This is a genomic window from Beijerinckia indica subsp. indica ATCC 9039, from assembly GCF_000019845.1.
Taxonomy (GTDB): domain Bacteria; phylum Pseudomonadota; class Alphaproteobacteria; order Rhizobiales; family Beijerinckiaceae; genus Beijerinckia; species Beijerinckia indica.
Genome location: NC_010581.1, coordinates 932,558 through 947,452, shown reverse-complemented (window position 1 = coordinate 947,452; position 14,895 = coordinate 932,558). Strand labels below are relative to the sequence as shown.

The window sequence follows — 14,895 nt, the reverse complement described above, 5'->3', positions numbered from 1 at the left end:
GTCATCACAGCATCAAGCCAAAAAAAGCCTATAGCCCCTCTCATGCGTCTGTATGAGTGAGGAATACTATAGGCAAGCTGCTTGATTCCGAGTGACACACACAGTCACAATCGTTTCATTGGAGGCTCGAATAAACGCAAACACCAACGGAACGCGAGCGCAAGCGTAATGATCGAAAATAACAATTGTGTCGAAACCAGCAAATATTCCGGAGACACTGGGAAGAGCTTCGAATAGACTTCCACAGCAACCACTCGACCCTTGTTTTCTTCCAGCCCTATCTTGAACTGAGCAACCTGGAACAATTTGCCGGCCCAAGGGAGGAACGAAACAAGAAAATCATAAATCACATCAACAAAATTCCTCGTAATAGCCAGCATCGGCGGAAAAACCATTATGAAATATTCTGGATTAACGTGATAGAATAATGACAGAAAGAGTGTCAGAGATGCCGTGACGGCGACAACAACATGTGTTTTATCCCAATCCCGCTCTGCCTTCACAAAGATAATGAAGGCTGGGATAAGAGAGGCGAGCCCCGCGAGTAAACCGGAATAAGGCCCATATTTCAACAAGCTCAGCCCGCCATAGGTTTCAAGCACAATCCAGAAATTCGTCCCGAAATAAGGGTCTGGATGGAAATCGGTCAATGGTAAGGGATATCCATGAAGCAAGCGGTGCAGCGATATCCCGCTGTAGACGATAGCGATTGGCAAGAGACCGATCACCGCGCCAGATACACGCTTGTCTTTCGGGCAAAAGGCGAGCAGCGTGCAATATTCCAGGATGATAAAAATCTTTGCGCTGACCACTCCTAATCCGCAAAACAGCAAAGCGCTCCGCGGCCGGCCGGACAGAAACAGAAGCAACGGCAGAAGAAAAGCAGCACTTGCGATCGTTTCATCTTGCGCCATGACAACGGAAACCATCCATCCCATGGGCAGTATCAGAAACCCCAACAGACAAAAACCGAGACGCTCTTGCTTGATGTGGAGTTCCGTAAGCAATCGGTAGAAAAGCAATCCAACAATCACTTCGTAGCAGATCATGACGAAGCGCAAACTTATAAAATCAGAGAAAAACAACTGAGCGGGATAGCCAAATAGAGCTTCCAGAAAGGGCAAAAAGGGAGGATTTTGTTCCCAGCCCGGATATTGATAGATCAATATGCACCAAGGTGACCGCAACATGGTCATATGCATATGTGTATCATTACTCAGCTCCTGGCCGCCGGTGATCCCGTAAAGCAGCACGAGCATGAGCAATCGGGACAGGAAAAGAACCAGGAGAAAACGCTTGACCGTCAGAAAGGCGGCAAGCGTAATGCCAAACTGCTTCATGAAACTCTGCCTATTGTGTTTGGCCTTACAGGATCTTCCTGTCAGCGGAAAGAATGAGGCGTTCACGCGTCCGCCAATTCGGTGGGTCGCGCAGCAAAGAAGAGGCCCCTATTCTCTTATTGTGCTCCTGGACTTCGATGGCGATGGCATAGGCGATACACATCCAAAGCATCAGCCCTTGTATGCCGACATTCATCGTAAACAGACTGGTCGCAGCGGAAGCAATCGCCCCGATGCTCAAAACCAAGGCTGTTTGTGATCCCGATCTCTTTGCGGCAATCGCACAGCGGGCAACGATCGCAGCGAGTCCAAAACCGTAGAAAGCCCCAAAGAACCAACCGAAGACGATAAACGGTGCAACAAGCCCCGAATCCATATCAACAAATTTCTTACCCGCTTCCGCACGCGCTCCCTTGCCGACGCTGCCAGTCCCCATGCCGAAGGGAATATTGGCAATAATGTTCGGTGTATTTTTGATCAGGTCTTTCCGCGCATTGGCGCTGCCATCATGCTCCAGATCCCCGACAGAGGCGAAACGCCTCGTCAATCTTGTTGCGAGGTCTTGGTCGAGGGAAGCGAAAAGTCCAAAGAAAACAAATAGGGCTGCAAAAATACCCAGAAGGGCTTGGACGAGACGACCACGCCCGAACGTCATAGCGAGGATCAAGCCGAAGACCAGAGCACCGACCGCTGATCGGACTTCCGTCATCACAAGCATCAAGAGTGCGGTGGGCAGGACAAAAAAGGCAATCCCACCGCCAAAGCCCAAGGATAGGAGAATGAGAAGCGCGACCCAAGTCGCGCAAATACCTGGGAAATTCAACGTGCTGAAAATTGGAATAGTCGTGAATTTTTCCTCTTCTCCCTTGAGAAAATTCCAATATTTCAGATCCCAGGCCGGTGGGAAATAATTCTGATAAATTCCGTACAGTGAGATGATCGCCAAGTTCAAGGGGATAAAGACATCGAAATAGGGTTTCAGTTCATCGATCGTTTCGGCGTTATCAATAATGAACCAGAAATAGATCAGGGGCGTGATCCAATCGATCGCGCCTACCATGCCGGGAAAAATGTCCGAAATGACAAAGCTGACGCAAAGCCCATAAATCGACGGCCCCAGCAGCAAAAGGCCGACTGCCGTTTCCTTCCGCTTCAGCAAGGTCCGGCTTGTCAGGAGGGACGGCAGCATGATCAGGGAAATAATATTGGGCGCGATCAGGACGATATTGAACCCGACGGGAGCGCTGTAATAATCGCAAATCCGCCTCATGAAAGGCGCGAGCGTCCAGATCCACAAGCTAAATGTCAAATATTGCCAAGGCGATCGCCGGATGTAGATGATGCTGAGGATGATCGATGCAAGGACAAAAAGAGGCCGTGCGACGATGGCCAAATGCGCCATGGAGATAATCCAGGTGACCGCGATCAAAGCAGTGACCATCAAAGCTTGTTTAAGCGCGATGACACTGTTTGGATGCAGCTTGCTCAACAGTCGCTGAGATGCCGATGCTTGACGTCGCATTGTTGCATCAACCTATATGCTGAAGAGCTTGGTCAATATCAGTGAGCATACGCTCCTTGGAAAATAAAGCCCGTGCTCGTTTCGAATTAGCCGCCACAAGGCTCTCCCTCTCTTCCGTATTAAGGGACTGAAGCGTCGCGATCTTCTTGGCGAGCGCCTCTGAGTCTCCTGGAGCGGCAAGATAAGGATAATCCTCTCCCAATAATTCCCGCGAAGCGCCACCATCAGCCGCGATAACGGGACGGCATGCCAACATTCCCTCGACGATGACGAGGCCATAAGGCTCGGGAGCGGTCGAGCAATGAACGATCATATCAACTGTTCGCATCAACAGGGGGATATCCTGACGAAAGCCCAACCAGTGAACCCGATCTGTCAAGCCATGAGTTGCCACCAAAGTCTGAAGCTCCTGTCGGTAGGCGTCCTCCCCAAACAAGGCATCGCCAACGATCAAGGCGTGGACATCCGGCAATCGTGTCAGGGCTTCGATCAGGACGTGTTGACCCTTCCACGGTGTTATCCGTCCAAATAGACCAACCAGGGGGTGGTTACCGACCCCCAAGGCCTGTTTGGCCGCGTTGATTTCTTTGTCCGAGATCATGTCGAACGGAGCCGCATCAACACCGCACGGAGCCACGGAAATATGGTTTGCCTTACCGCCACAGGCAATGAAAGCATCACGGCTGACCTGCGAATTGGTCAAGATCCAAGACGCCATATGATTAGCCAAGGTGACGACGAGGCGACGCTGCAAAGCGCTGAAATGAGCCGATGACAGAATATCATGGAGATACCAGACGACAGGCTTACGCAGGATCGCCCCTGTCAACATGGTAATGACTGCGGCCTTTTGCGAGTTGGGAAAGAGGATGTCGTAATGCCGCGCGACACGGGCCAGGCGCCATGCCAAAGCCAACGCGGCCGGCGCGGCGCGGATCACCTCCAGCCTGCCACCTTGGCGCGAGACCTTCAGCATGGAATCCCTGCCCGCGATGACATCGACGGATACGCCGCAATCGCTCAGTTTCTGGCGCAACGGACCATCGGCAAGCAAAATGACATGACAGCGGTCGCGATAATGTTGCGCCATGCTGAGGAGAACGACTTCCGCACCGCCTATCTGGCCGGTATGGCTGATGAAAAGAATTGTCTTTTGCATCAGATGCATTCCCGATAGACAGCAGCCGTCTCAGCCGCCATCCGCGGCAAACCGAAGCGTGCGGCATAGGCCTCGCAGGCCTCCACTGAAGGAAGCCGTATGCCCCCACGCAAGGCATCGATCAGCCCCCCGGCGAGATCCTCGACTTTGTTGGAGGCGAAGATCAAATCGGAAGACAGATCCGCGACAACTTCGGGCAAGCCACCGACTGGTGTGACCATTGAAGGCGTGCCGGCCGCGAGGGCTTCGGCCGCCGTGAGGCCGAAGCCTTCCAGGGCCGTCGAAGGCACAACATTGATATCAGCGGCCCGATAGGCCAGCGGCAATGTCGCATCCGGCATGAAGCCCAGGAAACGCACATGCGCTGTCAGACCCAAGGCCTCGGTTTGACGCTGCAATGTTTCAGCGAGAGGACCCTTGCCGCTCATCATCAACAAGACATCGGGTTGCGCTTTGACGATCTTTTGCAAAGCAAGAAGCAGATGATCAAGGCCCATGCGCTCAGTCAAGCGCCGCACGCTGAGCAGAATGGGTCGGTCTGTCGGCCAACCGAGTTTCTGACGCGCCGCCTGGCGTGTCAGTCTCATATGGAAATGATCAAGATCGACACCACCAGGAATAATCCTGATCCGATCCGGCATGACACCATAATTCTTGACCAGCACATCCCCGAAAGCATGTGATAGCACGACTAGCCGATCCGCGCGCCGATAGACATATTTTTCGATTAGGCGTTTCAGGAAAACACCCGTCCTGCCTTCCCCTTCGTACAAGGATTCATCCGCCCACGGTCCGTGGAAATGCATAATCAAGGGAATATGCCTCAAACGATCCAAGGCAGCGGCAATATGCAAGGAAAAATGCGCCGCGACGAGATCCGCTTCACCGCGCGAGAGGATCTCATCGACCTTGGCACGGACACCGAGCAGCCTTTGAACGAACTGAGCGTCTGGCGCGGCAAAGGGCTGGATCAGCCCTTTGGTCGTCACGGCGACATCGGCGGGTCCGACGACGAGACCACGCACGTTGATGCCTTGCGCCGGCAACGATTGAACGAGATCGTGGAAGACGCGATCAAGACCGCCTGCCGCCTGCCCTCGCCATTGTATGCCGATTTGCAAGCTCGTCAGAACGGCCTGTGGCGCGACATTGGCAATGCTGACCGGTGTATCCAGAACGAGGCTTTTAGCGTGCATGGACACGCACCTCGCGATCACGGACAGAGCGATCTTGGACCTCACGATAAAGATCTGTATAACGCACGGCAACGCCGGCATCGCTGAACATTTTAGCTCGGCTTATGCCAAGCGCGGCCAATTCCGCGCGCTGCGCGGAATCCGACAAGAGATCGAGGAGCTTTTGGCCAAATTCCGCTTCGCCGCAAATGATTCCGTAACGTCCGTTCTCCAGCACTTCCTCCGCGCCGGGATTACGTGTTGTCACGATTGCGGTGCCACTCGCCATCGCCTCGATATAGGGAATGCCAAAGCCTTCATATTGACTTGGGTAGCAAAACACCCAGGCCTCGGCTAGAAGCGCGCCGAGCGCCGCGTCATCGAGATAGCGATGCTCGACGACATTGGGATGCGGCTCGGCGTGATCACTCACCATATGCAATTGCGCATTGGGAAAGCGCGGCAGCACGGTCTTGCAAAAAGTTTCGAAAGCCAGCGCGCCACGCTTGCGCCCACCCCAAGTCCCAATGAACACCAGCAAGGGAGTCGCGGCCTTGGGACGCGGCACGAAACGGTTGAGATTCACGCCGTTGCCGATCAGTTCATCGCAACCATAAAGCTTCTGTGTATCAAGGCCTATAGCCACGGAACAGGTCGCCAACCGCACGGAGAGGCGTTCCAAAGGGTAAACCAGATATTGTATCAGCTTGCGTTTGAAGGATTTCGCCGTCTGCGCCTCGCGCAAGGCCGAGCCGTGCATGGTGCGAATGGTTGGCACGGATCGCTTGAACCAGAACCAATCGTCGCCATGCAGATGCACGATGTCATAGGCGCTGAAATCATAAAAATTCCAAAGGAAGGGGAGCACGAACAAACGAAACAATTGGCTCCGCATCGCTACGGGGTAGAGACGTTTGTGATGATACAGCGCGTCCGCGGGCTTCTCGTCGCAACTCAAAACGGTGACTTCGAGCGAGGAATCCGCTGCCAATGTATTGGCCAGCCGATGAACCGCCGCTTCGACACCACCGATCTTGCGCGACGGTGACGGCAAGGACGTATGAAAAATCGCGATCCGCAAGACCATTCGACGACACTCACAATTCGCCCGTTTCCCACTCCCGGTTTCATGCCCTTGATGAGGGAAGCCCTTTCGTCACGCGACGAGGTCCATCCTGGCGCCGGCGAAACAGCAAATCGGCAACGGCCGTGGCCTTGCCCTGCTGAGTAGCGAAGAACCGTTGCCATGAAGCGAGCCCAAAACGAGGCGTATAGCGGAGCGCCTGCAAAAGGCCCGGTTCGACGCCGGTCCCGATAAAAAACGACCATAGAAGAAAAACCAGCCGGCGGGCCGGCGACAAATGATCCCAGATCGCCAGCACCATATTGTAGGTGGCGTCGCGCAATTCGTCCGCCTTGACCGTTCGGCTGATCGCGCTATAGGCGCGCTGGTCGGCGCGGCCAGCATAATGATAGACGAGAACCGCCGGATCATAGAGAAGCGTCCAGCCTTTCGCGCCGACCTGGAGCGAGAAAGAAAGATCATCGTGCGGCTGTGTCGAGCGTCCGCGCAATCTCGTATCGAAGCCCAACCCCTGCAGAGCGCGGGCACGATAGCTCATGTTGGCGCCCTTGAGAATGTGGACAGGACGCGCCTCACCAAAACCAAGGTGATGATTGCCGATCACCCGGCCGAACCATTGGAGAATGCCAACGGGTGCCTTTTGCCTCTCGTCGAAACATTCCCCATCATGGACATGATCGCGCCCGCCAAGACCACCCAGATTGGGGTCGCGCGTGAAATGTTCTCCCACCCGTTCCAGCCATTCTGGACAGGGTACGACATCGTCATCGATGATCGCGAGAACATCGGTACGGCAAGCGGCCAGACCGGCATTGCGGGAATTGACGAGCCCTGCAGCAACGACAGGCACCATCCGGACGGGCACGAGGCTGGCTTCCGGTTTTTTCGGCCAATGCTCGGCCAGCCAATCGCATGTAGCCTTATCGCTCGTGCGACAAACGACGATCACATCATCGGGGCGTCGTGTTTGTTTGGCGAGGCCTTCGAGGCAACGTTCCAAACTTTCCGGTCGTTGATAGGTACTGATCAGGACTCCGAGAGACAATTGTCCATGCGTATTGGCCGCGACCTCTTGAGCAACGGTTCCAGACATCACTGCCTCAATCCACCCGTTCAGACCGTACCACCTGCTTGGACGGGCCATAATGATAATAACTGCGCGCATACGAACCGGCACCGGCCGCTTTCGTATATTTCTCCAGATCGACCTTGCCAAGAACGATCCCCCCCACTGGGGCATCATGGCGCCGAAGCATTTCGATCGCCTCACTGACCGCGTCACGCGGTGTCGTCCGCCAATCGACGAGGACGATGACTTCGTCGACGAGGTAAGACAGCGGCAGGGCATCGGATGCTGCCAGCAAAGGCGGCGTATCGATGAGAACGAGATCATAGGTACGGCGGAGGCCTTGCAGCATTTGCTTCATGGCCGGCGCTCCGATGATCACATGAGGGCTGCTGGCCTCCTTCTCGGCAAGAGGAATGATCTTCAATGCCGAATCGTGATCGGTCACAATCATATTCTGGTAATCAAGATAATTGGGGTCACGGCGATCACGTCCCGAAGCCAACGATGATCGCGGCTCGATATAACCACGCAATTTCTGAAGGACCGTGGGGCGCCGCAGATCGCAATCGATCAACATGGTCGAAAGACCCGCCCGGACGGCCGCGCGGCCGAGTGCGAGACTGAACGACGTCTTGCCTTCCCCAGGCAGAGCGGAGGTGATCAGGACAACCTTGGCAAGGCTACCGGTTTGTTCCGAGCGAGCCCGCAAAATATTGACCAGGATCTTTTGCAGACACTCCGCCTCGATCGACAAAGGCGCATCGAGCGCGACATCCTGAGGAAGGATGTGTGCCGGCGGCACCGCAAACACCCCAAGCATCGGCAATCCGGTCTCGAATTCGATATGCTTGGCATTGCGGAAGGAAAGCTGCCGCAAGCTCAACCCGAAAGCCGCTCCGGTACCAAGGCAGAGACCGGCGAGAAAAGCGCCAACCACCATCAAAGACTTGCGAGGATAGATGGGAAACGGCGGCGGGGTCGCTTCTGTCGCAAGTTGGGAGTCTGGCCGTGACACACCCTGCTCGACTTCAATTTCCTTCAGACGTGTCAAGGCGCTTTGATAAATATGCCGGCTCGTCTCGGCCGCACGCAGCAATTCCTGCAATTGCACGTCTTCATCGCCCTGCTGGCCAACGCGCGACTGCAAGCTCGAAAGTTGCGAGGTCAGCAACGTCCGGCGCGCCTGGAGGGCGGTGATTTCCTGCCCCAGCGTATCCATGGTCTTGGTGATTTCGGCCAGGATCTGACGATGCGTTTGAGCAAGCAATGCCCCCGTGGCGATGACCTGCGGATGGGCTTTGCCATATTGTGTCCGCAATTCGGCATCCCGGCTGGAAAGCGTAGCTTCCTTCTCGACAAGATTGCGAAGCAAAGGAGCATTGACCAGTGACGAATTGACGAGAGGCGCAATGGCCATGATATTGCCATTGCTCTTCATCACCGTTGTCATTTGCGACAACAGGCTTTGTTTCTGCGTGATCTCGCTTTCGACAGCAGACAATTGCCCATTGACATCGCCGAGATTTTGCGTTGCCAGGGTCTCTCCCCGCAAGGGGATCAGATGATGTTCGGAACGATATTGCGCGACGGCCGCATCCGCCTGAGCGGTTTGCCGGCCCAATCGATCAATATAACCGATCAACCACTGACGCGCCTTTTCGGCCAATTCCGTGTGCCGTTCAAAGCGGTCGGCCACAAAGGCATTGGCATAGGCATTGGCAATATTGGCCGCGACTTCCGGATCTCCCGCCTCGATTTGAATGCGGATAATATAGGACCGCCCTTCGTTCGTGGCGGTCACCATGCCGAGCAATTGTCTCGCCGCGTTTTCGACGCTCGTCTCACAAGCAACGGGAGCCCCAGATCCCGAGGCACGGTGCAGAATTTTGCTGAAAAGAGAATCCCTCACCTGCTCAAAAAATGACGGAGTGTCTGCGCAGAATTCGGGAAGCTTGTTCAAACCATTTTGGGTGACGACAGTTTTGGCGAGGGTCTTGGAATTGAAGACCTCCAGCATGCTGCGGATCTGCACCTCGTCGAGGGACTGCCCCGACACCAATTGATCATTGCTGATGAGCCGAAGTTGCCGTCCGTCGAGCATCACTGAGGCCGTCGCCGTATAGCGCGGCGGGATGAAAGAAACATAGAACGAGGCCAAGATCGCCATGCCGATTGCAAAGGCAAGAATCGACCATTTCCGCTGGACAATGACTTCCAATAGGGTCTGGCTACCCTCTTGCCCCTGGGAGGTCGATGGCACCACCGATCCTCGCGGCCGATTTTCATGGATGTCGTTTGCCACTAAGTTCATTACTCTTCTTCCACCCCCTCACGACACCTTCATGATCAATGGCTGCATGGTGGGGACGCCAAGGCAGCTAGAAGCTTGCGATCAAAACAAGCCTCTTAATTCCGGGAGGCGACGATTTGCGGCACCATGGAAGGCGCGGGACTCGCGAGAGAAGCCTCAAATTTCTCCCAACAATTGTCGACATAGCTCTTGAATGCCCGATCGAACCGATCTTCGCTGAAGCGTAACGCATTTCGGTGACAATTCACGGGCAGGAAATTCGCCTCCGCCTGAATGAACCGGTTGACGGCGACCGCGACCTGAGCGGGATCGGCTTCATCGAAGAATAAACCGGTCGGCGTCGGCCCTTCGGCAATGACGGTTTCGCGGGCGCCCCCCTTGCCCAAGGCGATGATCGGCGTTCCCTGGGCTTGAGCCTCGACGACCACAATGCCGAAATCTTCCTGAGCACCGAAGAGGAAAGCGCGGGCGGCCTGCATCAAATCCCGCAATTCGGAATCTTCAACAAACCCGAGAAACTGGACATTGCTGCCCGCAATGGCCTTCAAGGAAGGCAGTTCGGGACCACTCCCCACGACCACCAATTTTTCATCCGGCAGAAAGCGAAAGGCCTCCACCAGGGCGCGCGTGTTCTTATACGGCACGAGCCGCGAAGCGGTCAGGAAGAAACGCTCCTTGTTACGCGGCACGAAGGTCGTCGGCACGGTCACGGGCGGATTAATCACTTCCGCATCACGTCCATATAATTTGTGAATACGACGGGCGACGAACCGCGAATTAGCAATATAGGCGTCAACGCCATTGACCGTCCGCTGGTCCCATATCCGCATCCAATGCATCAGGACCCTGACAAAAACCGACTGAATTCCCTTCTCCAGCCGGGCTTCCTTGAGATAGGTTTGCTGCAAATCCCAGGCATAACGCATCGGCGAATGCACATAGCTGACATGCAACTGGTCCGGGCCGGTGATAATGCCCTTGGCAACCGCATAGCTGCTGGAAATAATCAGATCATAATTGCGCAGATCGGTTTGCTCGATCGCGATCGGCATCAGCGGCAGGTAGAACTGGTGATGACGGATGCCAGGCATTTTTTGCAGGAACGAGGTTTTGCTGACCTCATAACCGATTTTGCGACGATCGGCCGGCGGAAGCAGATCAAAGAGACAATGAACATCCGCTTGCGGATAACAACGCAGGATACCCTTGAGCACGCGCTCGGCGCCCCCGATCACGTAGAGCCAGTCATGAACCACCGCAACACGCATCGTCAATCACCACGTCAAAAGAGACAAACAACATTGGCGCCCTTTCGACACCGTGCAAAATCCACGGCAGCCAGTGGACCACCACAATCGATCACCAAAAGAAATTTTTTGAGAAAAAGAACGGCAGAAGTGAAAAAATTGGAAATACACTCGCGTTGAACGAGTCAACGTAACGATAATGCTTCAGCGGGAATTAAAAGCTTTCGAAATAAAGTAAAATGCATCACATGCGACGATTGCTAAAATTCATCGAATTGATAACATTTTAAAAATTTTATTCCTTCTAACATATGTGATCCTCCTCCCTTGTGCAATGTCCATCATTGTAAATTATGGTAACGAAAACCGCCTATTCGCGTTTCATTCCGTCGCGAAATTATCGATTCTGCTCAGGTCGATCGATCACACAGTTCAGGTGACGACCTGGAAGCGTCATGAATTGAAATCTCTGAGCGCATTGATCAGCTTGTATTTTCAGCATTATGGCAGTTCATCGTGAAGCCACTATAGCATCGGTCATGAATTGGATCTGAACGATGCAATAAGTCTTTGTAAACGCGCCAAATTCATTCTGAAATAGAGAGTCGGCCAACAACATATTGGTTTTGTGGATAAACTTGACCCAGTGAGCTCTCAATTATCGCTCTGGCCAGAGCTGAAGACCTCGTCTCAGCCTCACAAAAAGCCGGAAACGAGGCAAAATTTCTCAGAATTAGCCTTAAGGCGCCGCTCTTGGGCCTCGCTCATAGCAACAAAAGACCCAAGAGGCTCCTGTCTGAACGATGGCCGAGCCTTAGAGCGATGCGCTAGATTGGTCCAGCGGCTGTTCCCTGGCCTCTCAATTCAGGCGAAATATCCACCCGAAAAGGAGAATTCTTTCAAGACCAAGACTGAAGCGCCGGGCGCTATCTATTCGCCCAACCGAGCTCTAATCTATTCCCAAAAGGGAATACTTCCAAGATAAGGATTATGCGTTAGAACCAACGTTCATTCACAATAATCGTATCATTTGCCTCGACGATGTCGTCCAACGTAACCGGCGCTTCCAAAACCGTGCCATCGTTCAGGCGGCGCTTCACTTCAATCCGCCAGTCAGACCCGAGATCGCTGATACCTCCCCCAATCGCCAAGGCCTGCTGGACGCTCAGACCCGGCTTATAGGGATATTGTCCGGCCCGCCCCACAAAGCCATAGAGGAAATAAACAGGAGCCGCCTCGACAACAATGTTGTCATTATTAAAGACAGCTGGAGATTTGCGACCGGAGAGCACATCTTCCATGTCGTAGGTCAATACCGATACACCATAACCGGTCTGCCGCTGAATGGTGACCCGTGTACCAGCCGATTCACGGACGCCTCCGGCGCGCGCCAAGGCCTGAGCCAAGGTCAAGGGCCGATCAAGCACGAATTGCCCCGGCGCTCCGACGGCTCCCAGAACAGAAACCTGACCACCGAAGGTCGTGACCGAAACGATGACTTGCGGGTTCTTGATGACGTCGGCCTTGTCGAGAATCTTGGCAATGCGCTTGCCGAGTTCAGCTTCACTCAATCCCCGCACCGACAAACGGCCGGCATAGGGGAAATTGATCGTCCCATCCGTATCGACACGCGCTTGCGTATCAAGATCGGGTTGACCGATGACCCTGATCTGAAGGACATCCGAGGGCATCAACCGGCGTCCCGCAGCCGCCAGGGGATCATTGATCGACAAAAGGCATGCCATCCATGCAAGGGCGCCGACGATCTTGAAGCACTGGCGTCCAAATTCACGGATTCCCGGTATTCTCCACATCCCTTTGCCCCTCATCTACACCCCGGCTCGACGTCGGCATCGCCCCTCTCGTCAAACCATTTTATGAATTTCCGAAGTCATCCCGAAGACGGAGATCATCTAAACCAAAATGAATCAATCGATGACAGGACCGCTACCGCCGTTCACATAATAACCATTGCCATGGTAGGATAATCCTATCATGAAAACATTGGCTGTCGCCCTCACGCCCGTTATCAGATCTTGGCGGTCATTATAATAATAGGAGCCGGTGAAAGACAACAAAGGGCTGGCCCGGTAGGTCGCAAGTAGACCGGCCAGCAAAATTCTCTGGTTCTGAAACGCGATATTCGTATTGATTCCGCCATTCAGCGTCTGGTTACTCAAGTCCGTTCGGCCCAGTTGAGCAGAGAACGAGAGGCGAGGCGAAAACTGATACCCTATCGTCACCAATTGCGAGTTAACCGATTGCAGATCCGATGATAAACCCTGTGGCGCAATGATCGCGCGAGACAGATTGTAGCCCAGAGAAATTTTTGGAGTGAGGTTCCAAGAGAGGCTGACTGTATAAATCGGCCACGTATTGGAACTGGTGGAGACGGCCTGATGGCCCTGCACCTGAGTCACACCGGCAGAACCGGATACGTTGATTCGAGGCGTGATCGTGCGTTGAAAATTGAAAGTATAATTACGCTGATCAAGCGATTGCGACAGAGTCGGATCGACGACGGCTGGACGATCCGTGAAGACTCTGTGGATGAAAGTCGCGCGGACACCAAACTGATCCAGCGCTCCCCCTTCATAAGTAAGTCCTACTGATTCAAAGGTTTGATCACGATTGTTGCTTGTGAATTGGCTCAAGCTATTCGTATATTGACGCCAACCGCCACCTGCGACCGCATAAATACGGTCAGCGACATGGCATCGCGCTCCCGCCGTGGCCGACAAATTCGAAACGACATTGATCTGGTTGATGAGATCTTGCTGGTAGAATGGCGCTTGATAAGACGCCAGGGCCCCGATGATATCGCCGGTGCAATGGCTTCCAAGGCTCCAGGCCAAACCGCCATTCACATGATAATTATCTGAATTCAGCTGCGGATTTCGCGCATAGCGCACAAGGCCATAGCCGCCGTTCACAAAAAAGGTGTGCGGCCCTATGGGAAACTTCAGAGCACCGTTGAGATTCGTGGTGGAATAGAAGTCGGAACGACTGAACCCGGTGGGGGTGGCCGTATTATTCGGAATGAGCTGAATATTATCGTTATAAAAAACATTCTGATCGATCGCCAGCTTGAAGGGCAGACGATCGAGCGGACCGAGGTAATATAATAAAGTTCTTATATCTCGCTCGAGCGGGCCGGCGCGGGCGTCTTGGGGAGCATAAGCCGCGGTCTGAGACGCTGTCCCGGCCTGGCTGCTTGATAAAACCCGGACGTCCTGCGGAGAATAGGCCGCGATTTGCGGGGAGGCTTCCTGAGCATGAACCTCCGCACCGGTCAAAAGCGCCAGTAAAACGATGAAGGGAAGGGAAATCCTCGGCATCACTTTGGGTACAAAACCGTCATTTGAGCGCCAATTCGTCTCAGCCATCATGTCCTAGCCAATACACATCAAAACATGAACCGATGAGAATCGCACGAAATTTTCGATTCAGGCGCAGTATTAATGTTAAAATGACGAAGAGGTTTTCACAGCGATACCAAAATGAAACGATTTCTCCTAAATTAACCTTTAAAAATCATCATGAATCGGGAATAGCCGCTATACCTTGCAAGCCGCGCATGAAGCGACGGCAGCCTTGGCTCTGATTCGGCGAATCACCCGCCCCGTCACCCATCGGTTCCGATTTCTTTGCTCGGTTCCTCTGGGTGAGGATTGAAATGGTCATCGATTGGACGAACCGATCGAACCCTGGCGCTCCCTAGGGGACTCGAACCCCTGTTTTCGCCGTGAGAGGGCGACGTCCTAGACCGCTAGACGAAGGGAGCTTGTAGCGGGTCCGCAGGTTCTATTACGCCCTGCGATAAGTCGCAAGCCCGTTGCGTGCAGACTTTTTACTGGTGCCGCCTCTTTAGCGCGCACCAAACCGTCCACGCCTACATGGCATACGCGCCGGCGAACGATTATTTTCATCCTAGACGTGAAGATCCGCGACTCGCCCTGATCCTTGAGGCCCGCGAACTTCGAAGCAT

At 54.0% G+C, this 14,895-nt stretch carries 10 protein-coding genes and 1 tRNA gene; all 11 read right to left on the bottom strand.

Features of this window, described 5'->3' with window-relative positions; translation table 11 throughout:
* Positions 1-104: 104 nt before the first annotated feature.
* The 11 genes from BIND_RS04290 to BIND_RS04235 all read right to left on the bottom strand — a co-directional run bounded on the left by BIND_RS04290 (position 105) and on the right by BIND_RS04235 (position 14,691).
* Positions 105-1,340: a hypothetical protein gene (locus tag BIND_RS04290; protein ID WP_012383850.1), complete on the bottom strand. Its 1,236-nt coding sequence runs from the start codon at positions 1,338-1,340 to the stop codon at positions 105-107.
* A 25-nt stretch (positions 1,341-1,365) separates the two neighbouring features.
* On the bottom strand, positions 1,366-2,742 hold the full coding sequence (locus tag BIND_RS04285) for an O-antigen ligase family protein (RefSeq protein WP_158304354.1): 1,377 nt from the start codon (positions 2,740-2,742) through the stop codon (positions 1,366-1,368).
* 127 nt (positions 2,743-2,869) lie between these two features.
* The gene (locus BIND_RS04280; protein WP_012383848.1) at positions 2,870-4,021 is read right to left on the bottom strand and encodes a glycosyltransferase family 4 protein; all 1,152 of its coding nucleotides are present in this window, start codon (positions 4,019-4,021) and stop codon (positions 2,870-2,872) included.
* Positions 4,021-5,217, bottom strand: a complete 1,197-nt coding sequence (locus BIND_RS04275) for a glycosyltransferase family 4 protein (protein ID WP_012383847.1) — start codon at positions 5,215-5,217, stop codon at positions 4,021-4,023. Before BIND_RS04275 ends, BIND_RS04280 begins: the two co-directional genes overlap by 1 nt.
* Positions 5,207-6,283: a glycosyltransferase family 4 protein gene (locus BIND_RS04270; RefSeq protein WP_012383846.1), complete on the bottom strand. Its 1,077-nt coding sequence runs from the start codon at positions 6,281-6,283 to the stop codon at positions 5,207-5,209. The genes BIND_RS04275 and BIND_RS04270 overlap by 11 nt, the downstream gene beginning before the upstream one ends.
* 40 nt (positions 6,284-6,323) lie before the next feature.
* Positions 6,324-7,373: a glycosyltransferase family 2 protein gene (locus BIND_RS04265; RefSeq protein WP_012383845.1), complete on the bottom strand. Its 1,050-nt coding sequence runs from the start codon at positions 7,371-7,373 to the stop codon at positions 6,324-6,326.
* A gap of 7 nt (positions 7,374-7,380) precedes the next feature.
* On the bottom strand, positions 7,381-9,609 hold the full coding sequence (locus tag BIND_RS04260) for a GumC family protein (protein WP_158304353.1): 2,229 nt from the start codon (positions 9,607-9,609) through the stop codon (positions 7,381-7,383).
* Between the two features lie 146 nt (positions 9,610-9,755).
* Positions 9,756-10,928: a glycosyltransferase gene (locus BIND_RS04255; RefSeq protein WP_012383843.1), complete on the bottom strand. Its 1,173-nt coding sequence runs from the start codon at positions 10,926-10,928 to the stop codon at positions 9,756-9,758.
* A gap of 974 nt (positions 10,929-11,902) precedes the next feature.
* Positions 11,903-12,721 (bottom strand): polysaccharide biosynthesis/export family protein, encoded by an 819-nt coding sequence (locus tag BIND_RS04245; protein WP_012383842.1) that lies wholly within the window; start codon positions 12,719-12,721, stop codon positions 11,903-11,905.
* A gap of 114 nt (positions 12,722-12,835) precedes the next feature.
* On the bottom strand, positions 12,836-14,296 hold the full coding sequence (locus BIND_RS04240; RefSeq protein ID WP_041777915.1) for a porin family protein: 1,461 nt from the start codon (positions 14,294-14,296) through the stop codon (positions 12,836-12,838).
* 319 nt (positions 14,297-14,615) lie between these two features.
* A tRNA-Glu gene (locus BIND_RS04235) sits at positions 14,616-14,691 on the bottom strand.
* Between the last annotated feature and the right edge of the window lie 204 nt (positions 14,692-14,895).